A 23,669-nucleotide genomic window follows, 5' to 3' on the forward strand; every position below is an offset into this window, starting at 1 on the left:
CTCCTCGTGTTTTAAATTTGGTTGGCGAACCGAATTTATCTTAACACTTCGGAGGATTTTTTTTATACAACGCTTAAGCTATCCTGAACCATACGCATAGCGTATGGTTTTCTTTTTACAATAAAAGGACCCGAGCAGCTGGAGCCGCTCGGGTCCTTCAGGCGAACGTTATGGATTCGCTGTATAAGCGGCATTCACTTCCTCCATGATCTTGTCTCCGCCGTCTCGCTTCCATTCCGCGATCGCTTCATCTATACGTTCCGCCGGTTTTTTGCCTGCAATGATTTCGATGACGGATTTATGGAAACTTTCGTTTAGGGCTGTCCCCTTCGCCAAGTATGTGGCTGACGAGAAGATGTAAGCGTCGGACGCGTTCTTATATGGATATTTGCCTGCGTTATCAATGGATTGCTCCATTTCCTTTGCCCAAGTCGGGTCGCTCCATTTGTACGTGTTAAACGTATTGGAATTGTTTCGCAATACCCAGTTCCACAAGAGACTTTGACGCCCCTCACCTTCAGCCTTCAATTCATCGGTCATCTCATAAGCTCCATTGCTGTTTTTCTTGTAATGGATATTTTCAATTCCATTCTTGAGGATGTCTTCCCCTTCGGGAGAAACCCACCAATCGAACATTTCCAGAATGCGATCCCGCTTCTCGGCATCGACGTCCTTGCTTAAAACGACCTTAATGGTTCCGCTCGTAGGCGTGGATGTGCCCCGCGTTCCGTTTGCTCCCATCGGCGGCGCCAGCTCCACGAACTCGGCTCCTGGGGAAATGGTCTGCAGCTGCTGGTTGGTTTGTTGGCTAAACTGATAATGCATGTCGGCAAAGCCTACTTTACCTTGCGCGTATTTTTCATTGAAATTCGTGTTGGTAATGAAGTCTTTGTCAAGCACGCCTTCCTTATAGGCGCGATTCATGAAAGTAAGGAATGCTTTCCATTCTTCCGATTGGGTTTGCATCGGTATCAGCTTGCCGTCCTCTTCCTTCCAGCCGTTCGCTAATCCGAATGCTGCAAACAGCTCCGGTATTCCCATAAGGCTCGAGTTGCCAAGCGCCGAGAATCCAAAGGTATCGTTCTTCCCGTTGCCATCCGGATCTTGGGTCGTGAAAGCTTTGGCTATTTCATAAAAAGTATCGATGGTGAATTGCTCTGCGGTTGGCACGGGGATTCCCAGCTTAGTAAGCCAGTCCGCTCTTACATAAATTGTGTTCTGGGCTGTGGCGTATATCGGAATGCCGAAGATTTGATCTTTCGGGTTCAGCAGCGCCCATTCTTCCGGCTTTGCTATGTTTTGCAAATTTGAATATTCGGGTAAATGCGGCTTTAAATCCAGGAACACGCCCTGCTCCACCCATTTCAAGTATAGGCTTGGACTATCCATGCGTATAATATCCGGCAGTTTGCCGGATGCGGCGATCACGTTCAGTTTCTCGGCAAAATTGGCATTCGGAACCCATTGAATCTGCAAATCCACATTAAATTTTTCATTGATATGCTTGATAATCGGATGATGGTTGTCCGCCCAGCCCCCACCCTTCCATGAAGCGATCATCATATCGATTTTTATTTTCTTGGAATCGTCTTTCTCTCCGTTCGCACCGGAAGCCGTACCTGCATCCTCTTTTCCCGTGGATGTGCATCCAACGATCGACAATAACACCAGACTCATAACCAGGATCATTGATAACGTTCTTTTCACTTCGGGTGACCTCCATTACGAATTTTTGGAATTTGTCCTTCATGCATCTTTAATATATCTTGTTGTCCGGGGTCACTTTTTCACATAATGATGATGTTTTTATCCGAATTTCTGATCATGTGTTTGTCTTTTTTGGGAATCGAAGCGTGACTTTGCTTCCTTGTCCCGATACTGAATGCACGCATACGCCGTATGGAGGGCCGTATTTTAAAGCCATTCGGGCATGGACATTGAGGATGCCAACCGATTCCTCGTGGTCCGATGGCTCTGCCTGTTGTTCCACATACTTCATTCTCTGGACAATCCGCTGCAATTCTTCTTCTGGAAAACCACTGCCGTTATCCGTAACGTCAATGACAAGGTCGCCATCCTTCTCATATGCCTCCACCGCGATATGGGCATTTCCGTTTCTTGGTTCAACCGCATACTTTACACTGTTCTCTACGATCGGCTGCAGCGACAGCTTGATGATCCGGCAATCCATGCAGGATTCAGGCACCGATATCCGGCTTCGAAAATGATCGAACCGGATATGAATGATATCCAAATAATTTTGCAAATTCCGCAGCTCATCCCGCAGCAGCACTTCGGAACCGGGCATCTTTGATGTATATCGATACACACCCGCAAGCCTTGTCACCATTTTCTCAATCGTGGGCACCTTCTCGATAAAGGCGATGCTTTTGATAATTTCCAACGTATTGTAGAGCAAATGCGGGTTGATCTGATTCTGCAGTGCCTGGATATGCGCATCCCTTTGCCGCAGCTGCAGCTGCATCTCGTTGATCTCAAGATGATGTACCGTGTGAATGAGTTCATTCAGCCTTGCCGTCATCTGATTAAAGCTGCCGTTAAGCTGCTGAATCTCGTCCTTGCCTTCAACCACCTCCGCACGGACATTCGTGTCGCCGGTCTCCACCCGTTTCATCAGGTTCCGCAAGCGAAGAATGGGACGGACGACTTGGCTGACCATTCTCGGAATAAACAGCAACGATACGATAATAATGCCTGTCATCACAAAGAACGTTGCCTTGCGCGCGAAGTCCAGCCCGCTCGCCATTTCATGCATGGGTACAGAAGCAACCATATTCCAGCCGGTCACTTCCGAGCGGTTCCCGGAGATCAGAATTTTCTCTCCGTTCCGTTTGATTACAGCATCCTGCTCACCGAGCGGCAGTGCACCCAGAGCGGTATCCTCGACACGATGACCGGCCAAGTTCATGTCCGGGTGATACACGATCTCTCCTGTTAAATCGACAATAAAAAAGAACCCCGTTCTCCCGAGTCTCGTCTGTCCGAGAATGTCTTGAATTTCGGTAATGGATAAAGCGATGTTCAAATTTCCGACGAGCTTGAGGGAATTCGGATCAAATATGGGCACAATCAGCGTAATATAGGGGTATGCAGCCATGACGGCATCTTCATGACGGTAGTGTGAGGGGACGATGTTCAGCTTATCGGATAAGGGGCTGCTTAGCCATGGCGAGTACTTAATCATGGCATGATTCAAGGCGTGATCTTTCGAATAAATTAATCGGTCGTCCAGTGAACGGAGTACAATCCCCAGGACATTAGAATAGTTGATGGCAATATACTTTGACATGATGCCCTCGACGAGCGCTTCCTGTTCTCTACTGAACATTTCACCGCTAATGAGCCATTTCTGCAGAAGTCCGCTCTCCGGATTGTCGCCTAACAGCGAATTGGAGGGCAGCGGACCGGCAATCGATGCATAAGTCGATTGGGCCATTTGCGTAAAATACCGGTCGAGCTGATGATTAATCCGGGCCGTAGAATCCTGGGCAATCATGTAAAAATCATCTTTTGCCGATTCTGTATAGTAATAGGACGTGAAAACTGCCATCAGTGAAATGGAAATAAAGCTAACGGACAGCACCAACCCGAGGATCTTCGTCTGAAAAGAGAAACGGTGATGCCAGTTACGCCATTTCATGAGCCCATCCTCCTTCTGTATTCGAGGGGAGCAACTCCGGTATGCGCTTTGAATACTCGTGTGAAATATGGCGAAGAGGTGTACCCGACGATTTCAGCAATCTCGGACACAGCGTACGAGGTAGTTCTCAGCAGCTTTTTGGCCTCATCCATACGCAATCGATTGACATAACCGACGAGTGAGCTGCCCGTATGTTTTTTGAATAACGCGCTGAAATGGGAAATGCTGAAATTTGTTAGATTCGCCATTTCCGTGAGCGACAGATTTGATTTATAATTTGTCTCAATGTATCGGCACGATTGGGCAATGGCTTCAGGCAGGCTCGCTTTCCCCATTCCCGGATACTCGAGGTACCATTTTTCCAGCAGCGCCATGTAGTATTTCAGGATGGCCCCATCATCATTAGATACATATTTAGGGATGTCCTCGGACGCAGCGCCGATTTCATTCAACAGGCTCTTGAGCTTGGTCTCCATAATATTCAGCAGCCCAATCCGGGCATTTTTGCTCAGAGCATGTAATCTTAAGACGGACTGAATTAGGTGGCTTTGCTTTTGCATGAGAGTATCAAGCGCCAATCCCTGGTTGTTATCCAATAGCGACTGGAACTTAACGATATAGTCGTTCAGGTCCTTCAGAGATTCCAGCTTCTCCTTGGATCTGCTTAGCGCTTCGGTCAGGGTTTCAAATTCTACCGGCTTTAGCAAATACTCCGAAACGCCATAACTCATGGCCTTCTGGGCATATTGAAAATTGTCGTAGCCGCTGATAATCACGGATACAAGTGGAATCCGATGCTCCGCTATTCGCTTGATCAAAGATAACCCGTCCAGCTCAGGCATCATGATATCCGTAATCAAGAGCATCGGCCACACTTCCTGAATCATGCTCCACGCTTCTTTTCCATTGCTGCATTCCCCTACCACCTGGAATTCCTCACCGGCGGTTTTCACCATCTCGACGATTCCTTTCAAGACCCATGGTTCATTTTCGGCTATCAGAACGGTGTACATTTGAGCGATAAACCTCCATCGTTAGCAATTATCCAGGATTCTCAGGATATAAAGAGGATTTCGTGAATGCATGATATTTTCCTGCTTTTACTAGGCGCAAATGTATGATCAAGGCTTTAATCCTCGTGATTCAATGATCGCGTATCTTCTCTTGAAGCAAAATAAATGGGGTTTGTCACTGCCGCCATCGACAAGCCGTCGGCCAGATCAAGATTCCGCCAAATTTCAGCCCGCAAAAATCTCCTATGCATGGCGTTAACCGTCAGTGTAACGCCTCCTTCCGAGTCAACAGAAGTTTCTTCCTCAAGACCGCGCTCGGTGTACAGACGAATCCGATCGCCCGGAATCAAATCATCCAGTTGAACGACCACCTCGTGATCGGCGTGCCCATAGGGCACTTCATCACCAATCCCGTATTCGCCGCACTGAAGGTTAGCAAAAGGACCATCAGGCGAATAAGTGATGACGACATGGCCTTCCGCAATGCCGTTCAGCACGCCTTCCACCGTTTTTTCATCGGTCCAGACCCATACGCATGGCATCGCATGCTTCACATATGAGTCCGGTCGATGCACATCGCTTCCCCCTACGGCTACCAGACGTCTTCCGGTAACGAGCTGCTCCTGCCACCAAGAAAGCGCGCGTCTGTTGTGCTCTCTCCAAGGGCCGTTCCAAATTTCTACCCAGTCGTAATCCACATCGAAATCCCATTCCCACGGGCAGTTATCGCAGTGCGTATGGTTGAGCACAATCTTGGCTCCCCGTTCGCGGGCGACTCGAAACTTCTCGTGCACATCGGATATTCCCGATACGCGAAAATCATCCATGGGGTTCGTCACGCCGAGAAAATTACTATGACCATAATTCGTCGTAAACTCCGTACCCGGTATCATCAGTACCGAGGTCCCGCGGGGATACGCAAGGTTTTGGCTGTTCGTATTGTGATCGGTCATGGCTATAAAATCGCAGCCCAAACTCTCCATCATGGCCGCATTCTCTTCAAGAGTATAAGTGCCGTCGCTATGAACGCTATGCGTGTGAAGATCTCCCTTCAGCCAGCGCGATATCTTGTAGGTAAACTCGATTTCGATCGTGACCGTACAACCCTGAGCGGGAACCTTGTATGCGTTATGGAGAATAGCCCAATCTCCTGGGGCCAACCGTCCAGGCAGATATCCTGGAGTCGCTTGATTCAGACCGATGCTAAATTCCTGACGTGCCCCTCCGCTCCAGCCTCTTACTCTCTCAGCGTCCCGGATCCCTAAATCAATGACGGCTTTTGCGACATCATCGCCGTGGGATTCCACCTGATAGCTCACGTGGATTTCTTCGACATGCTCCGGCATTTGAAACGGGACTTCGATGTACATACTTTGTTCCGAATGCTCAATGTATCGTTGGAAAGCTAAGGTGTTCATTCGCTCGATTTGTTTAGTCATACGACTGCCTCCTCCATTCTGCTTATTCTTTATTTGCACCGACAAACATTCCTTTAACAAAATACTTTTGCACATACGGATAGATGATGATTAGCGGAAGAAGCGCAATGACGATCCCTGCCATTCTGACATTGGTCGTGATAAGAAAGTTGCTCGAGGTCGAATCGGTATCGACAATGAGCGATTTCAACGCGATCTGCAGCGTATATTTGGACGAGTCATTTATATACAGGAGGGCTGGCGTGAATTGGTTCCAGCGGCTGACAAATTCAAACAGCGTAACTGTTGCCAGCCCTGCTCTCGCAAGCGGCAAGTACATCCTAAAGAAAATCCAAAGATCCCCGGCTCCGTCGATCCGCGCCGATTCCGACATCTCGTAAGGGACGCTCAAAAAGAAATTTCGCATGAGCATGACGCTGAAGCCGGATACGAACCCGGAAAGTATGAGTGAGGACAACGTGTTCAGGAGTCCTAAATCCTGATTCACGATATACAGCGGGATCATGATCGCCTCGCTCGGAATCATCATCGTTAGCAGGATCGCGGATAACATCCACTTTTTTCCGGGAAGCCCTTTTTGAATCAGCACATAGCCAGCCATAGAACTTAGGAACACATGACCTACGGTACCGACAACGGTCACAATGACATTGTTCGTAAATGGCAAATAAAGCTTCATGCGGTTCCACACCGTGGAGAATCCCTCCAGGCTGAATTCCTTGGGCCACAGTACGATCCCGGGCTGCATGGAAGCAAAATTTGATGAAAATGCAAGCGCAAGCGTATTTAAAAAAGGGATAACCATGGTTGAAACGAGCAGAAGGAGGAACAGAATATTAACCGCATCAAACACACGGCCCGGCAAGCTGATTTTATTCGTTGATTTCATCTACCGACTCACCCTTCATCGTAGCGGATCACCGCTCTTGTTACGTACGTTAGCGCGAATGTTGCCATAATCACCAGGAAGCCGGCCGCCGTAGCAGGTCCAACGCTAAATTCCAATATCCCCTTTTGGTAGGTGTACATCATAATGACATCGACTTTATTGGCAATGGCGCCGTTACTCATCACGAATATTTGATCAAACAAACGCAGGATTCCCAAAACGTTCAACATGATGACCACTTTCATGGTGGAGCGAAGCATCGGAATGGTGACGTAACGGACCTTCTGCCAGCGACTGGCTCCGTCCATGCTCGCAGCCTCATACAACGAGGGATTAATGTTCACAATGGCGGCCAGGTACATAATGCAGGTATACCCCATTTCCTTCCAACCTGAAGTCAGGATCATGACGAAGCGGGCATAACGGTCCGAAGACAGGAACCCGACCGATTGACCACCGAAGAGCTGAATGATTTGGTTCACGATGCCCGTATCCGGAGACAGCAGTAGAATCCACACCCCGCCTACGACAACCCAAGAGAATAAATGAGGTAAATAGACGATCATCTGGGTCATTTTTTTGAACCAGGCGGAAGCCACTTCATTTAAGGAGAGCGCGAGAATCAGAGGCAACAAGAAGTTGATGATAAAACTTCCGGTGCCGATTACGATCGTATTCTGAAAAACTTCCCAAAAAACCGGATCCTTTAGCACACTCAGATAGTTATCGAAACCGATAAAGGGCCGGTCTCCGATAAGCCGGTAATCTTGAAAGCTGATAACAAGTCCCCGGGCCAGCGGATAAAAGGAAAAGATGAGGAAGTAGGCCAGGATAGGAAGCATCATAAAATATAGGGTTTTGTATTTGAATATGGCTTTCACGGAATTTCGCCCCCTTATTAAAAAATAAAGAAGGGCGCGGCCGCCATCACCGCCCCTCCTCATGCTTTAATCGATAAGTCCGCCTGCTTTAAGCTCTTCTCGCATTTTCTTTACGGCGTCGGCAGCCGGCATTTCGCCCATGATCGCTTTGAAGGAATATTCATTGATAATCTTCTCGGCATTCGCCCAATTCGGAGGCGTTAATTCCAAGGAAGCGTATTGATCGACGAGATCCTGCGCTTCCTGGACGCCCGGCAGTTTACCGAAAGGCGGTTCGACGTTGCGGTTATACCAGAAAGGAACGCCATGGTCGGAAGCATGCTCTTTACCGGTTTGGGTCAATTCGTATTTGCCGTTGGCAACCGTGTAATCCACATCCTTTATGCCTAAGCTGCCCAGCGTAATACCTTCCTCGGAATGCCACCATTCAATGAATTCAAAGGCTGTTTTCGGATGCTCCGCATTGACGGGAATAACCCAAACATCCGGATCGCCTCTGCGCAGCATGTGGTTGCCGTTTGCGTCGGCTGCACCAGGCAAGCCCTTCGCTTCGAATTTCGTATTCGGATCTTGTTCCTGGCGCGTATTGTTCAGCATGCCTACCCAAGCGTCCCAGTACGTAATCATGCCGACCCGGTCGGTTAGGAACAGGTCTCGCATTTTACCGGTGTCATTCGTGGTAAAGTTCGGATCCAGAATGCCTTCCTCAAACAGCTTGTTCAGCCATTCATAAACCGGGATGGCCGCATCTGTAGAATATGGAACGTCCAGCTTGCCGTCCGCCGTTTCCACATATCGTTGTTTCAAGCCCGCTGCGCTGAAGAAACCCTGCAGTTCATACATGCCGGCCGTGCTGAGTCCGTACGTGTCTTTTTTGCCGTTTCCGTCCGGATCTTGTTCGGTGAACGCTTTGAGGACGTTATAATAATCGTCCAGCGTTGCAGGCTCCGGCAGGTTTAATTCGTCCAGCCAGTCCTTGCGAACGATCGGCATCGTTCCTCCCTGGTACTTGGTGAACACGCCGTAGATCTGGCCATCCTTCGTCTTTACTTGTTCCCACTCATTCGCGGGAATGACGTTTGGATCCGACAGCACCTTGGAGGCGTTCACTTGATCGGTCAGCGGCGTAAGAATTCCTTGTTCAACGAAGGTGGACATCTTCTCTTTGCTGATTTGCAGCAGATCGAATTTTTCTCCGGAAGCGATCGCTGCAAGCAGCTTCTGGTCATAGTCAGCAGCCGGCTTGTTTATCATTACCTTGATGCCGGTTAGACGTTCGATTTCTTGCTCGAACTGCGTGTTCTCCTCAGGCGTTTTGCCGCCGATGACACCCGTCATGATTTTGAGTGTGCGTTCTTCTTTCGATGCAGCTTGGGACGCGGCAATGCCGCCTTCCTGTGTACTGCTGCCTGCGTTCGGAGAACAGCCCGCAAGCAGCCCACCGAACAGAGTTACAGCCATGATTGCACTCATGATCTTGTTTCTTTTTACCAAGCTAACCACTCCTTAATTGTCATTAAATAAGAAATTTGCAGGATTCCCTCACAACCAGCTTTGCGGGGATGATGATTTGCCTGTGGACACGTTTATCGCTTATTTTCTCGATCAACAGCTTGGCTGCTTCGGCTCCAAGCGTCTCTGCCGACAACTCCACGGATGTCAGCTTTGGATTCATATCTTGAGCTAAAATCGCATCATTGCTGAGGGCGATGACCGATAACTGTTCGGGCACATCAATATCAAGCTCCCTGGCTGCCCTCAGCACGCCAAGAGCCACTCTGTCCGTATCGGTAATGACTGCCGTATAGTTCATGTTTCTATACGTATTCATGATGGACATGTATCCGTATTCCGTACCGTTGGCATGCAGCCTGTGATTATAGTACATTACGTACTCTTCGCGCATCGGCAGACCGAACTGGCGATAAGCTTCCAATAAGCCATGTTTTCGATCATAGGACACGGTCATATCGGAGGCTGCATTCAGGAAGAGGATGGATTGATGTCCTCCTTGAAGCAAATAATCTCCTACCTGATGAGCCACGTTTGTGTTGTTGTTATCCACGTAGCTGATCGAATCGTCATATGGATCCGACCGCCCCACCAGCACAAGGGGTGTGCCCATCATCAGATACCGTTGGATACGCAAATCATTCTTTCGCGGGTTGAGCAGAATGACGCCATCGACAGGATCCTGTGAATACATCGTAGGATCATCCTGCTCGGGTAAAGTGTCGAGCACTAAGCGGTAGCCCTGCTTGGAGCATTCCTTGATGACACCGTTAATCAACTGAGTATCGAAAGCCGTCATCGTCCCATCAGGCGGGAGAGGGATCTTGAGGCCGATGCTCATCGTCCTCTTGATCGCGAGGCTTCGGGCCAGATGATTCGGGAAATATCCCAGCTCTTGGGCTACCTCCAGTACCCGCTCCGTCACTTGCTGGCTGATCGGCCTTTTTTTGCTGAACACACTGGATACGGTCCCCTTGGATACACCAGCCCTCTTGGCAACGTCATCAATGGTAGCCATCTATGGTTGTTCCTTTCTCTAGCAAATTCTCATTGCCTGCTGGATCATTAAACCGGTTTAATAACCCTACGCCATTGATTGTAAAAAAGAATAATTTAATAGAATGCAGGTTTTTGTTAATTAAAAATTAAAATCTCTGCACCAGCTTGATGAAGGATGCTGCTCTTGTTTTTTCTCGGCACATCAAAAAAAGCCGCCTATGGCGACTTTCTACGCATGTATATTCATGTGAACCCGACCCCTATCGTGTCCGGGTTGCCATATTAGTTATTTTCGATTGGCATCGCTTTACTTTATAGCGGTTCGCATCGGGTCTCCCGCCTAATTATGAGTAAGAAACTATTATACTAACTCCGTGCGGACCGTGATTCCGCTATTTGTGAGCAAAGGTGCTAAATATAAGATTAAGCGGACACAGGTTCCGCTATTACCGGTATATCACCGCAAAAACAGAGAAAAAACCGAGAATAACGGATTCTGTGTCCGCTAAGCATTGAAATTAGTACTTTTGTTGGGAAATAGCGGACCTCCTGTCCGCATACATCAGTGCACCTGCCTATTTTTACTTCCAATTTGAAAATAGGGCTATTGTTAATTGGGCTCTTATTATCGCTGCCACAGTTGATCCTTTAGAAGAACCCGATGTATTTATCCATATACCCATCTTATTCATATAACCAACTTATCCTTAATCTTCTTCATATCCATCACTTTGGTCGAGTATTCTATTGCATGTATTTCCCCCTTGATATGGAAAATCAAATCCTAAACGGCTGAAAGAAGCAGCAGAGACCTATCCATTGACGGGTCCCTGCTGCTTCTGTGCATGCCTATATCTCGCGAGAAAACTAAACATTTTCCAGAAAAAGTGTGCAATGACGCTCTCTATTCACCTATGCCAGGGTTATGCTTCGTAACGAGTCCATATTCGCTTATGCCAGGTTTATGCGTCATAACGAGTCCATAACCGCTTACGCCAGGTCTATGCTTCGAATCGAGTCCATAACCGCATACACCAGGTCTAGCTTCGTATCCAGTCCATATTCACTTACGCCAGCTCTATTCTTCGTATCAAGTCTATATTCACCTATGCCAGGTTTATGCGTCGTATCGAGTCCATATTCACCTACGCCAGCTTAATGCTTCGAATCGAGTCCATAACCGCATACACCAGGTCTAGCTTCGATTCCAGTCCATTTTCGCTTACGCCAGGCTTATACTTCGTATCAAGTCCATATTCAACGACGCCAGAACTATTCTTCGAATCGAGTCCATACTCACCTATGCCAGGTTCATGCGTCGTAACGAGTCCATATTCGCTTACGCAAGGTCTATGCTTCGAATCCAGTCCATATTCACCTACGCCAGGTTTATGCTTCGAATCGCTTCCATATTCACTTTCGGTTTGCGCTCGATCGTCAGCAAGCCATTCACTTCCTGCTGAACGTCCGTAATTTGCGTATAGCAGAATCCGCTCACGTATGGCAAATTTTTAATCGCTTGCGTAATTCCTTCGTATCGCTTCAAAAATTCATCCTCGTTACGAACTTGATTGCCGTAGCCCCAGCCCTCTTCGCTTGTAAAGGCGATGCCGCCGTATTCGCTGATGATCACAGGCTGGCCTCGATAGCCATACCCCTGCGCGAATGGATAACGATGCGTGTTATGCGCGAATTTATTGCCCAACAGCGCGTCTTTGTCCCGATATCGCTCTTCCAGCATAGCGCCTATCTCTTCATAATCGTGGAGTGTAATGATATCCGAAATCGTATGTTCCCAGCCGTCGTTCACGATGACCGGCCGCATCTGGTCGAATGCCTTGGTCAAATGATAAATCGACTCCGTAAATTGCTGCTGCTTGCGGTCGGTGGCGATGTCAGTTATCCCCCAGGACTCGTTGAACGGTACCCATGCAATGATGGAAGGATGATTGTAATGCTGGCGGACGACAGCCATCCACTCATTCGTGAATCGCTCAACCGCATCGTCCCCGAATTCGTAGGTTGACGGCATCTCCGACCATACCAGCAGCCCTTTGCGATCGCACCAATATAAGTACCGGGGATCCTCCAGCTTCTGATGCTTGCGCACACCGTTAAAGCCGAGGGCCAGCGTTTTGTCGATGTCTTCCAGCAGTGCTTCCTCCGATGGAGGCGTCAAATGCGTATCGTTCCAATAGCCCTGGTCCAGCAGCAGTCTCTGATAGATCGGCGTATGATTCAGTATGACCTGATCGCCTACGATCCGGATGCTCCGCATGCCGAAATAAGAATAGGCCGTGTCGACCGGCTTTCCGTTTTGCTTCAGAATCATCTCGACGTCGTATAAATTCGGATGGTTCGGATGCCACGGCTTGATCTTCCACTCGCCCACGGCCTCGTTAACAACGCTCACGTCAACTGCTACGGTGCCGCGCTCTACGCTCGTTTCCGTCGACCGGATCAGCTTACCGTCAAACCGGATGATGGTCTGCAGGGTCAATCCGTTGTAGTCCTGCCCAGCGTTACCCAGTTCATAACAGAAGTTTGCCGACCCGCGTTCCAGCTCCGGCGTTATTTTTACCCGGTTGATATGAATCGGATTCACGTACTCCATCCATACCGTCTGCCATATCCCTGTCGTCTGCACGTACCAGCAACCGAAGTTGTCCTGCATCCACCGCTGCTTGCCGCGCGGTTGGGTACAGCTGTTGCTGTCCACGGCTCGAACGGTAATCCGGTTCTCCCGGCCGACCTCAACCGCTTCGGTAATGTCGAAGGAGAAGGCTGCGTATCCGCCCTCATGCGTGCCAACTTTGTGTCCGTTGACCCACAGGGTCGCCGTGTAATCGACCGCTTGAAAATGCAGCAGGATACGTTTGCCTGCTTCCTTGGCAGGTATGGCAACCATCCGCTCATACCATACGCAGGGATGGAATGATTCATCCGCAATGCCGCTTGCTTTCGTTTCGAACGCGAAGGGGACCGTAATTTTGCGGTCGGCTTCAAGACGGTCGTACCACTTGCCGCTCTCCCCTTCCCATGCATCGTCAAAACGGAAATCCCATTCCCCGTTCAGATTTTCCCAGTTTTCACGCACCAATTGCGGTCTAGGATAGTCTTTAATATATTTGTGCGAGCTAGACATTATGTTCCACTCTCCATCTTCTGTTAGTTTATCGTTTCTATTTCCGTACCCATGGATTCCACCGTTAAGTCGCCGAGCTCGATCTGCTCTGCATGAACCGATCGCAGGCCTACTCTCCCCTGCATGAATGCCCGGGGATCATCATATGTCAGGATCGGCTCTCCCCCGTCCTGCACATATACGCGAATCGTGCCTCGTACCGCTTCAATTCGCAAGCTTGTCGGCTCGTTCGCTTTCAGCGAAACCTTGACACTATGCAGTAATTCGGAATCGTAATTATGTTTGTACAGCTCAAGCTTCGTAGCGCCGACCGCAAGGAAATATCCCATCAGCGAATCACTCACTTGATCCCGGAAATCCGACTCGTTAGTCACTCGAAAGAGCACTCCCGCCTGACCGGACGGATCGTCGCCCAGCTTCACGGTCGTTCGGATGCGATAATCGGTCCAAAGGGGGCTTCCTCCATACATCTTGGCATCGGAATCGGCTGCGCCGGCATACCCGCCGTCCGATTCGATCCATTGGCCGTGAACATCCTCGGAGCTTGTTTGTTCCAGAAGATTCTCCAATTTAAACGTTTGCATGTCGACCAGCTCGAAGTCCATCGTTTTCCATTCCATCGTATGGTCGCTGTCCAATTGAATGGCAAGGCTATGTAATCCCTTTTCGAGCTTAAGAGACCCAACCCGAATTTTAACCCAAGGTTCGCTACCGCTACCCGAGTAATGGCTGCCGTCAACTTTATAGTTTTCGACCTTCTTATCGTCCACGAGCAGCTTGAAGGATGTCGGCCCCATTCCGGCCTTGACCGTCAGGTCCAGCGCATACGTTCCGGATTCCGACACGTTCACGGCATAACGCAACCAGTCGCCTTTTTCCGTCAGCGAAGCCGAATAGCTTCCATCCTCAGCCATCTTAATCGCCGTACGGTCCGAACCGCGCCATGCACCTGCTTCCGATGGATGGCGGACCGAGAACCCTCTGCCTTCACCGCTTAAGTAGTGTACGGCTTCCATGCTGCCGGGAAGCGGCTTGGCCGTTTCGAAGTCGCTGCTGCCGGAGGCGTGATTCGAGAATGCCGTATACGAAAAGCTCGGCTCGCCGGTTTGGTATCGATAACCGATTTTACCTGGTCCGAACGGTACCGCCGATTGATCCAGCTTCAGAACGCCGTCCAGATAAACCCGCAGCCGATCTTCTCCGCGCTCGACGCGAATCGTGTGCAGCTTGGACCAATCCGTATCTGTGGGAAGCTCCACCGTGGCAAGCACCTTGCGGCTGCCGTCCTGCATTCTGCCTAAGGATAACCCGTTTTGCTCCGGATCGATTTCGGCGAACCCGTATTGATTCGTGTCCTGATACGCAAACAACGCGGCGACGGGGGCCTTCGATGGAACCAAGTTATATTCGGCAGTAAAGACTCCATCCGTGCTCACCTTGCTAATGATTTGTGCACTTCCTCCAGAATCCGCTGCTTCCCAGCGGCTTTGATCGATGGCTTCTGCGTCCAGCCTATCAGCAAAGACCGGCCCTCCCGGAACAGGCTGATCGTAATTCGTAGGCCCCAGAATCTCCATCTTGTCTCCGTTGAATACAAGCCGGTCGATGTTCATCCGACGTACGGGCGGGCCCTCCTGGGATCTTCCCGTCAAGTTATGATAGACGAGATAATAGGAATCCAGATCGGGCCCCATTACCGTCGAGCTATGGCCGAGCCCGTAAAAGTCCGGCTTAGTGCTGATGACGAGCGGGTTGTTGGCCGGAATGGTGTACGGACCTAGCGCCGAATCATGCGACACGGCATAATGAATGCGGTAACCTTTGCTGAACACATGATTCCCGGTATATGTCATGTAATAGGTTCCGTTCCGTTTGATGATCATGGACCCTTCCGTCCAATGCCCCAAATAGGGCCCTGGGATCGTCTGGCCCACCCCGAATTCGGCGGGACCATCCATCGGAACGCCGACAATGCCCGACGAACCAGCATGGGTGAACAGCCATGAGCCGTCATCGTCGATAAATACCGAGCCGTCAATGCTCATCCCGACGTTGTCGGAGATCCGTTCGAACGGGCCTGTCGGCGATTCGCTGCGAAACACATAATGCCCCTTTCCTGCCGGAGACGTGTAGAGATAGAACCAGCCGTTCCAGTAAATCACTTCAGGTGCGTAGGCGCCGGTCGATACGGGATCCTCCGTCACCAGCCCCGCATACCTCCAATCGACCAGATTGTCCGATATCCACGCCTTGATGCCCGTCCGGTGATCCTTTGTACTGACATACAGATAATAGCGGCCGTCATGCCGCAGTATATACGGGTCCCCGTTGCCGTAATCCTCCCATTCTTCCTCTAGGGAAGGAAAAGGATTGGCGTAAATCTTTTCGTTGTAAATGTCCAAATCGACCGCCTCCGGTTTCGTTCTTGAATCGCATCCCGACAATGCCAATCCGGCCGCTAATCCTAACATGCCAAGACAACAAACGATCTTCGACAGGCGCGGCATACTTCTTGGCATGTGTCTCACCCCTTGATTCCGCTGATTGCCATCGACTCGATAAAGTATCGTTGGCAAAAAAAGAACACGATGATCACCGGCACCATGGCGATGATGGCGGCGGCCATGATCATCGGATAATCCGACTGGCCAATGTACATGGCCTGCATGGAAGCGATCAGCACTTGAATCGTTTGCTTCTCGGGCGTATGCAGGTAAATCAGCGGACCGAGAAAATCGTTCCAGATGCCCATAAAGCCGAGGGCAGCTTGGGCGGCGAGCGCGGGCTTCATGATCGGCAGCGCGATCTTGAAGAAAATGCCCGGAAAGCTGCAGCCGTCGATCTTCGCCGCTTCGATCAATTCCGTTGGCATCGCGCTTTGCAAATATTGGCGGATGAAAAAGATGACAACGATGTTGCCGAACAGGCCAGGTATGATGAGCGGCAGCAGTGTATCCACCCAATCCAGCCTGGAGAATCCGATATACTGCGGTATCATAACGACCGAATACGGAATCATCATCGTCCCGAGCAAACCCATGAACAGCATGCCTTTGTAAGGAAATTCGAATTTGCCAAAGGCATAGGCCGACATCGCAGATACCAGCATCCCGATCGTCAGGACGATCACCACGATGATCAAGCTGTTCATAAATCCATGCAGCAAGGGCGACTCCAGCCAAACCTTCGCATAGTTGTCGAACGTAAACGGATCGGGAATCCATTGTGGAGGAATTTCAAATACGTTTCGCCGATCCTTTAACGAGGTCGATATGGTCCATATGAACGGTGCGACCATAAAGATCGAACCGCATAACAACAGCAGCAGCGACCAGAGGTCCGTCATTTTTTCCCGTTTCACAGATTTCCCCCCTAGTCTTGATAAACCCATCGATTGGAAAGCTTAAATTGAATGAGCGTGACGATAAAGATGAGAATGCCCAGTACCCAGGCCACCGCGCTGGCATAGCCCATGTTGAAGTACTCGAACGCGTGCTGGAAAATGTAGTAGACGACCGTAGCGCCGCTGTATTCCGGTCCGCCATCCACCGCAAGCACGTAAATCTGGCTGAATGACTGGAACGCACCGATGATGCCCATAACGATGACAAAAAAATGAATCGGCGTGAGCAGCGGGATCGTAATTCGCGTCAGCTTGTGCCATGCACCAGCGCCATCAATTTCCGCAGCCTCATAATACGTCGAGGAGATCGATTGCAATCCTGCAAGATACAGCACCATGTTACCGCCGATGCCGCTCCACAGCCCGATCAGGATGAGCGAAGGCTTCACCCACTCCGGCTTGCCCAGCCAGTTAGGCCCGGTGATGCCGAATGTTTCCCACAGAAAGTTGTTGAGCAATCCGTAATCCTGATTCAAAATCCACTGCCACAGCAGGGATACCGCGATAATCGGCGATATGACCGGAAGGTAATAGATCGTTCGCATGAACGAGATGCCGGCGAATTTGCGGTTCATCAATATGGCCAGCAGCATCGAGAGTATCATGCCGAGCGGAATGCCGATCATCAAGTAGACCGTATTGTACAACGATTTGAACACTTTCTCGTCTTTCAACAGATCCTTATAGTTTGCGAGCCCCGTCCACTGCGGATCGGTAAGCATATCCCATTTGTGAAAGCTGATATAGATCGAGAACAAGATCGGCACAAGGCCGAACAAAAGAAACCCGAGAACTGGCGGAGCGACAAACAGATACAACCACGCCAGCTCTCTTCTGCGATACCCGCCAAGCTTGGTACCCATATTTCATTCCACCTTCGCCTGTATTTCGTTATGACATGACAGGATGTCCGTACGGCGGGGGGCGCCGATATGAATAATTGACGCCCCCTGCCCTAGCGGCATTATTTATTGCCTTTGTCGTACAGCTCCTGCATCTTCGGCTGGATCTGGGCCGTAAAGTCTTTCGCCGACAACTCACCGTTCCATACTTTGCTCGCGTTCTGGTTGAACATATCCATCCATTGCGTATCCTTAGAGAAAGCTACCACGTCCGGACGTCCGTAATCTTGGATAATATCGAGGAATACTTGACGTGTCTGAGGTCCTTTGTCCATTTCCTTAAATTCGCCTTCCGCCATATCGATCAGATTAGGAACCGCTTGGCCGAGCTGGTAGTTTTCGCGCTGCCCTTGCTCATCCAGGGACAGAAAGGCAGCCAAGTCGAACGCTTCCTGCGGGTGTTTGGATTTCGCCGAAACGGCAAATCCCATCGAGCCGAGCCAGGTCGCCGTTTCTCCCGTATTCGGGCTTGCCGGCCACGCCGCAATGTCCCAACCGAAAGGCAGCTCCCAGAATGCAGGCTGATCCCAAGGGCCCATCGCAAACATCGCCAGCTGGCCGTTAATAAAGCGGGTATATGCATTCATCGCTTGCTCGGCTTCCTGATTCGGGCTGACCTTATGCTTCAGGTTCAGGTCAGCAACAAATTGCATCGCCTCATAAAATTCGGGCTCGTTCACCTTGACCGTGCCGGTGGCGTAATCGATATATTCACCGCCGTTGCCCCACACCGCCGATTCCAGGCTGTAAGCGCCTACACCATATTGATCGGGCTTTCCGTCGCCGTTATCGTCGACCGTCAGCTGTTGGGCTGCTTCCAGCATGTCGTCCCAGGTCCATTCCCCTGCCGTTGCGGAAGGGTAAGGCACCCCCGCTTCGTCAAACAAATCCTTGTTATAGACAAATGACCATGGTCCTACGTCCTTCGGCAGTCCGTACACATCTCCGGCGCCAACCTTGCTGCCGTCAAAGCGGTAGCGGTCCATCGCCTGCTTCCATACGTTATCGGGATTAAACAATGAGGTCTTATCCAGATAGGACTGAATGTTGAGAAGCGTTCCGGCCTCCGCGAAGCGGTAAAACTCGGGGCCTCCGACGTAGAATACGTCTGGAACCTTGCCGGAGCTGATCAGCGTCGTCATCTTCTGCGAGTATTCGCCTGGCGGTACCGAAGTGTATTTAACGGTGACGTGCGGGTTCTTTTCCTCGAAGGAAGCGATCAGCTTTTCGAAAATCTTTTTTTCGTTCGGATTGCCGTGGCCCATAAACTCAATCGTTACAGGTTCTTTAGGGTCCTTCCCGGCGGAAGCTTCATTGCCTGGTGATGAAGTGTCCGGGGTGGTTGGTGCAGCCCCGTCATTTGGTCCATTGCCGCCGCTGCAAGCGGTTAACGCGAACATCAGCAGCAGCATGATCATGCCTGCGAATTTGTTCTTCGATTTCATGCGATTCCCCTCTTCTTTAAAAGATGTGGTGTAAGCGCTTTACGAAATCATAGTAACTTATAATAATATAATTTTATATACTATATTTAGTATAAAATTAGGGCTATCCTCCGTTTTTCGATCTTTCACCTTAATCTTTCACCAGCATGACCGGCACCACGATTCTTCTCGCCTCAAAAGCCCCTTCGATCTGCTCAATTAGCAGCTCTACGGTTAACCGGCACATCTCCTCCTCGTTTTGGCGGATGTACGGCACATTCGGCAGATCCGGCGGATCGAACGTGATCAGCTCCAGTTCGTCCGGCACCTGCCTACGCGATGCAACTGCCGCTTTATAGGCATTTCTGCACAGCTCCGTATTGGCCGTAATAATGCCGGTAATATGGGGATTGTCATCTATAAACGTCCTGATGTGTTCGACGGATTGACCCGATGCGATCTCATCCAGCGGGAGGAGACACCATAAGCTTTTGTCGATCGACAATCCATGCTCCAGAAATGCCTGCTCAAACCCTTGGGCCCTCTCGTCCGTCACCGTATTCGTAATTTCGGGAGAGATGAACGCGATAGACGAATGGCCTTTGTTAAGCAAATACTCAACGGCTTCCCTTGTGCCGTTTACGTTATCCGAGCTTACACTGTATGTCTTGATCTCCTTCAAGAACCGGTCGATCAGAACGAAGGGGAAACGGTCCAGCGAGAGCCTCAGAATCGAATCGTTGTAGGTCTCGTTTTCAACCGGAAAAATGATCATGCCGTCCACCCCTTGCTTGAGAAAGGACGAGATGACCTTGGATTCCTCTAGCTGGGATTCGCGCGTAATTCTCAGCATCACTTCATAGCCTGCGGCAGACGCATATTTCTCGATGTTATCCAAAAAACGCTGGTCCACTTTCGTTTTCATCGTCGGCAGCACTAACCCGATCCGCCCGCTTTTGCCCGGACCTGCCGTCCATTCACCCAACTGATCAATCGCCGTGGCGTGCTCCGGCTTGCTCATGACAAAGGTGCCCTTGCCTTGAATCCGGACGAGCAAGCCTTCCTCCATCAGTCCAACCAGCGCATTTTTGCTTGTAATCTGACTGACGCGGTAACGTTCGGACAGTTCCTTCTCCGAAGGGACCCGGTCGCCTTCCCGCAGCTTGCCGATGGCGATCAGCCGCTTGATATCTTCCTGAATTTTTTTGTATAGCGGCAGAGATTTCAATGCCCATCACAACCTTTATAATTTAAATAGTATATTTAGTATATTATTATAATATAACTTCGCTTTTGTAAATGACTAAAACATCAATCAGAGGATTCGTAAAGGAGAATGACTGCCTTTATAGGATGTTTTTTCTTGCGATATCAGGAATGTTCATGCTTCGAAGTTTATACTTTCTGATGTCTACAAAAAAAACGGTCTGAACTTAGTTCAGACCGTTTCTTGGCGGGCTACTTCATTGATTCTTAAATTGTAATAGGTGAGGTTGAGATCATTCCGGGCATATCCACTGGACTGGTACGACTTCACGCCTTGGCTCGTGCGTACCGGACATTTGTTCCGACAGCAAATCGACGACACGCCGACTTACTTCATCCAATTGCTGACGGATGAAAGGAATGCCATCGAGATCCGGATCGTCAAACGCGGCCAGCTGAGGTTCCTTCCCCGCCCCCTTCCAAATCTCCCGAATGGCATAATAGGCATAGCGGGCCAGCTCCGCGTTAACGGCAAAGACGGCCGCGATATCGCTCTGATCGCTCAGGAAACGAACGACCTCCCGTTGTCCGTTCCCCTCTGCTATGGTCTCCAAATCCAGCATGCACCACAATGTCTTGTCTATAGGCAAGCCTTGTTCCATGAAAGCGGCCTCGAAGCCTTTCGCTCTTTCGTCCGTAACCGAATTTGTAATTTCCGGTGACAGGAAGGCAATGCGCATGTGCCCAGCAGCAAGCAGACTGGATATAGCTTCCCGAACGCCTGCATAATTGTCCGAGCTGACGCTGTACGCCTTGATCTCTTTCAAGAAACGGTCAACAAGCACCAAGGGAACCCGGTCGAGCGACAAGCGCAGAATAGCGTTATTGTAGCTTTCCTGCTCGACAGGGAAAATGATGAACCCGTCGACTCCTCGTTCCTGGAACTGCTTGATCGCTCGGTATTCTTCCTCTTGCGACTCGCGTGTAATGCGGATCAACAGATCGTATCCCCTATCCGCACAATAGCGTTCCAGACCGTCCAGCAGCTGCTGGTCGATCTTGGTTTTCATCGTCGGCAAAATAATCGCGATCGTCTTTTTCGTACCCGACTGAAGATGCGGCTCTTCCGGAATGACCAGCTCCCGAACGAAGGTGCCCTTTCCCCGATATCGCACTAACAAGCCTTCCTCCACCAAACCGTTGAGCGCGTTTTTGGATGTAATCTGGCTTACACCGTACCGCTGGGCCAAGTCCTTCTCCGAAGGTATCAAGGCTCCTGCTTGCAGCTCGCCGCTCTGAATGCGCTGGCGTATATCGTTCTGAATACGTTTATATAACGGTTGCTCCATGTCTGACCTCTCTTTTTACGTCAGTCCCAACTGAAAAATAATATATATTTAGTATATCTTAAATGATATTAATTACGATACAATCCATTTTAGAAAACGCTTTCTAATTTGGGTTGGGAGGTTAATTGCATATGAAACGGAACACAGGCTTCTGGAAGAAACCACTTTCGTTCATTGTTATGCTTGCACTTGCTCTAACGGCAATTCCATTGTCGCCGGTTCATGCCGCTTCATCAGGCATGGCATGGGCTTCGCAGCAGATTGCCATCTATACGCCGCCATCGGGAGGTGTGTGGTATCCAAGGCTGCTCAAGCTTACGCCAAGCGAGTGGCTCGTATCCTTCGACACCAACGCTGGCGGTGGCAACACGCGCATTGTGGTCTCCAGAACGCAGGACGGCGGCTATACATGGAGCACTCCGGTCACAGCTGTCTCAAGCACCGCGGGCAATGTGGGGAACGGTCAAATGTTAAGGCTGCCGAGCGGGGAAATCTGGTTAGCCTATCGGCAGGTCGTTCAGAATGGCTCGACCTATGAGATCCAGCTTAATGTTCGGCGAAGTCTGGACGGTGGTCACACTTGGAGCGATTTACCGGGCGGATTGATCGGAAGTTCAACCGCCTCCAGCTTTAAAGGTTTGTGGGAGCCGCATCTGGACATGATCAACGGCACGATTGCCGTGCTTTATGCGGACGACAGTCCGGCAGCGGTCGGAACGACCGGCCTGCAAAATTTGTATATGAAGACTTGGAACGGAAGCGGCTGGGGCAGCCGGATCACGGTCAGTGACGGAGTTGCCGCCGGCTCCCGCGACGGCATGCCCGTCATCACGCGAATGAACGACGGGCGGTATATAACTGTTTTCGAAGCCTCGGACGTTGCCGGCCACCCTTTTGTCATCAAATATAAAATTTCGCCGGACGGCTTCAATTGGTCGGTTCCCCGTCAAACGATGTACGTGCCCAGCGGCAATGGCAAAAAAGCGGGCGCTCCGTTCGTCGTTAAGCTCGCCGACGGTCGTCTTATGGCTGCATTCCAAACAGATGAAAGCAGCGCCAACACGGGGGATCCTTACTCATCGATGTTTACGATGATCAGCTCCGATAACGGCGCGTCATGGCAGTACAAAACCAACGTGTTTCCGGTATCCGATACGAAATCCTCCAACTGGAATGCGCTAATGGCCGTTGATTCCACTCGTGTTGCAGCCGTCACCAGCGCAACTTATCCGTCAAACGGCATCTATCTGCGCTTCGGGCATACCGTGACACCGACGCAAACCAATCTGGTTAACAATCCCGGCTTTGAAACAGCCAATGTAGCGGGCTGGACTACGTACGGCGATGATTACCCGAATCGGATTCTTATTCATGGAGCCAATGACGGCGTTGGACTTCCCGCTGCCGAAGGCTCATACTTTGTCGGTCTCGCAGGCACAAGCGGACCTTCGACCGCATATGTCGGACAGACGATTAGCGGTCTTGATAACGGCACGTATACGATGCGAGCACGCATGCGCAGCAGCGGGGGCCAGAACAGCTGTGTCATGGAAGTGAAGGAGTATGGAGGCAGCATGCTACAAACCGGGTGTCCGATGACGACAGCGTGGACGCCTGTCACGATATCCAATATTCAAGTGACGGGCGGAAAGGCAACGATCGGATTTTACGTATCCAATTCGTCCTCTTCCCAATGGGCGGATATCGATCAGGTCGAGTTCTTCCGAAACTAATAGGCTTCAATTCCGGGGTCGTCCATAAGTCATCAAAGATGACAGTGGACGGCCCCTGCTCATTATAGTCAGCAAATAAATCTACTTCATGCCCTATGTCAATATTCGTTGTA

16 protein-coding genes are annotated in these 23,669 nt (G+C 50.2%); 1 reads left to right on the forward strand and 15 read right to left on the reverse strand.

The genetic code is table 11. The features are described from left to right. Positions 1 to 168 precede the first annotated feature (168 nt). The 15 genes from AK95_RS02985 to AK95_RS03055 all read right to left on the reverse strand — a co-directional run bounded on the left by AK95_RS02985 (position 169) and on the right by AK95_RS03055 (position 21,823). On the reverse strand, positions 169 to 1,707 hold the full coding sequence (locus tag AK95_RS02985) for an extracellular solute-binding protein (protein WP_071218432.1): 1,539 nt from the start codon (positions 1,705 to 1,707) through the stop codon (positions 169 to 171). Positions 1,708 to 1,822: 115 nt separating this feature from the next. Next, entirely contained in the window at positions 1,823 to 3,661 is a 1,839-nt protein-coding gene (locus tag AK95_RS02990; RefSeq protein ID WP_071218434.1) for a cache domain-containing sensor histidine kinase, read from the reverse strand. Beyond that, on the reverse strand, positions 3,658 to 4,674 hold the full coding sequence (locus AK95_RS02995) for a response regulator transcription factor (RefSeq protein ID WP_071218436.1): 1,017 nt from the start codon (positions 4,672 to 4,674) through the stop codon (positions 3,658 to 3,660). Before AK95_RS02995 ends, AK95_RS02990 begins: the two co-directional genes overlap by 4 nt. Before the next feature lie 116 nt (positions 4,675 to 4,790). Next, a complete protein-coding gene (locus AK95_RS03000) occupies positions 4,791 to 6,113 on the reverse strand; it encodes a CehA/McbA family metallohydrolase (RefSeq protein WP_071218438.1) in 1,323 nt (440 codons plus the stop codon). 22 nt (positions 6,114 to 6,135) lie between these two features. Next, entirely contained in the window at positions 6,136 to 7,002 is an 867-nt protein-coding gene (locus tag AK95_RS03005) for a carbohydrate ABC transporter permease (protein WP_071218439.1), read from the reverse strand. An 8-nt stretch (positions 7,003 to 7,010) separates the two neighbouring features. Further along, on the reverse strand, positions 7,011 to 7,883 hold the full coding sequence (locus AK95_RS03010; protein ID WP_071218440.1) for an ABC transporter permease subunit: 873 nt from the start codon (positions 7,881 to 7,883) through the stop codon (positions 7,011 to 7,013). Positions 7,884 to 7,949: 66 nt separating this feature from the next. Beyond that, positions 7,950 to 9,377: an extracellular solute-binding protein gene (locus AK95_RS03015; protein WP_071218442.1), complete on the reverse strand. Its 1,428-nt coding sequence runs from the start codon at positions 9,375 to 9,377 to the stop codon at positions 7,950 to 7,952. 22 nt (positions 9,378 to 9,399) lie between these two features. Next, positions 9,400 to 10,413 carry a LacI family DNA-binding transcriptional regulator gene (locus tag AK95_RS03020; protein ID WP_071218444.1) on the reverse strand — a complete coding sequence of 338 codons (1,014 nt, stop codon included), beginning with the start codon at positions 10,411 to 10,413 and terminating at the stop codon, positions 9,400 to 9,402. 1,359 nt (positions 10,414 to 11,772) lie between these two features. Next, a complete protein-coding gene (locus AK95_RS03025; RefSeq protein WP_071218446.1) occupies positions 11,773 to 13,539 on the reverse strand; it encodes a glycoside hydrolase family 2 protein in 1,767 nt (588 codons plus the stop codon). 23 nt (positions 13,540 to 13,562) lie between these two features. Further along, a complete protein-coding gene (locus AK95_RS03030) occupies positions 13,563 to 16,058 on the reverse strand; it encodes a family 43 glycosylhydrolase (protein ID WP_235612971.1) in 2,496 nt (831 codons plus the stop codon). 5 nt (positions 16,059 to 16,063) lie between these two features. Next, the gene (locus AK95_RS03035) at positions 16,064 to 16,900 is read right to left on the reverse strand and encodes a carbohydrate ABC transporter permease (RefSeq protein ID WP_083397511.1); all 837 of its coding nucleotides are present in this window, start codon (positions 16,898 to 16,900) and stop codon (positions 16,064 to 16,066) included. A gap of 11 nt (positions 16,901 to 16,911) precedes the next feature. Next, the gene (locus AK95_RS03040) at positions 16,912 to 17,805 is read right to left on the reverse strand and encodes a carbohydrate ABC transporter permease (protein ID WP_071218449.1); all 894 of its coding nucleotides are present in this window, start codon (positions 17,803 to 17,805) and stop codon (positions 16,912 to 16,914) included. 101 nt (positions 17,806 to 17,906) lie between these two features. Beyond that, positions 17,907 to 19,289 (reverse strand): ABC transporter substrate-binding protein, encoded by a 1,383-nt coding sequence (locus tag AK95_RS03045; RefSeq protein WP_071218450.1) that lies wholly within the window; start codon positions 19,287 to 19,289, stop codon positions 17,907 to 17,909. 130 nt (positions 19,290 to 19,419) lie between these two features. Continuing rightward, on the reverse strand, positions 19,420 to 20,496 hold the full coding sequence (locus AK95_RS03050; protein WP_071218452.1) for a GntR family transcriptional regulator: 1,077 nt from the start codon (positions 20,494 to 20,496) through the stop codon (positions 19,420 to 19,422). 271 nt (positions 20,497 to 20,767) lie between these two features. After that, entirely contained in the window at positions 20,768 to 21,823 is a 1,056-nt protein-coding gene (locus tag AK95_RS03055; protein WP_071218454.1) for a GntR family transcriptional regulator, read from the reverse strand. Between the two features lie 131 nt (positions 21,824 to 21,954). Here AK95_RS03055 and AK95_RS03060 point away from each other — a divergent pair, with 131 nt between their 5' ends. Continuing rightward, complete coding sequence (locus AK95_RS03060) at positions 21,955 to 23,556, forward strand: sialidase family protein (protein WP_071218455.1); 1,602 nt, start codon at positions 21,955 to 21,957, stop codon at positions 23,554 to 23,556. The last annotated feature ends 113 nt before the right edge of the window (positions 23,557 to 23,669 follow it).

Origin of the sequence: Paenibacillus sp. LC231 (genome assembly GCF_001860525.1) — a bacterium.
GTDB lineage: Bacteria > Bacillota > Bacilli > Paenibacillales > Paenibacillaceae > Paenibacillus_AQ.

Bases quoted from the DNA above. Each gene is read 5' to 3' on its own strand.
- AK95_RS03005 (WP_071218439.1), bottom strand. From the start codon at position 7,002: ATGAAATCAACGAATAAAATCAGCTTGCCGGGCCGTGTGTTTGATGCG.
- AK95_RS02990 (WP_071218434.1), bottom strand. From the start codon at position 3,661: ATGAAATGGCGTAACTGGCATCACCGTTTCTCTTTTCAGACGAAGATC.
- AK95_RS03045 (WP_071218450.1), bottom strand. From the start codon at position 19,289: ATGAAATCGAAGAACAAATTCGCAGGCATGATCATGCTGCTGCTGATG.
- AK95_RS03000 (WP_071218438.1), bottom strand. From the start codon at position 6,113: ATGACTAAACAAATCGAGCGAATGAACACCTTAGCTTTCCAACGATAC.
- AK95_RS03020 (WP_071218444.1), bottom strand. From the start codon at position 10,413: ATGGCTACCATTGATGACGTTGCCAAGAGGGCTGGTGTATCCAAGGGG.
- AK95_RS03030 (WP_235612971.1), bottom strand. From the start codon at position 16,058: ATGCCAAGAAGTATGCCGCGCCTGTCGAAGATCGTTTGTTGTCTTGGC.
- AK95_RS03055 (WP_071218454.1), bottom strand. From the start codon at position 21,823: ATGGAGCAACCGTTATATAAACGTATTCAGAACGATATACGCCAGCGC.
- AK95_RS03040 (WP_071218449.1), bottom strand. From the start codon at position 17,805: ATGGGTACCAAGCTTGGCGGGTATCGCAGAAGAGAGCTGGCGTGGTTG.
- AK95_RS03060 (WP_071218455.1), top strand. From the start codon at position 21,955: ATGAAACGGAACACAGGCTTCTGGAAGAAACCACTTTCGTTCATTGTT.
- AK95_RS03025 (WP_071218446.1), bottom strand. From the start codon at position 13,539: ATGTCTAGCTCGCACAAATATATTAAAGACTATCCTAGACCGCAATTG.
- AK95_RS02995 (WP_071218436.1), bottom strand. From the start codon at position 4,674: ATGTACACCGTTCTGATAGCCGAAAATGAACCATGGGTCTTGAAAGGA.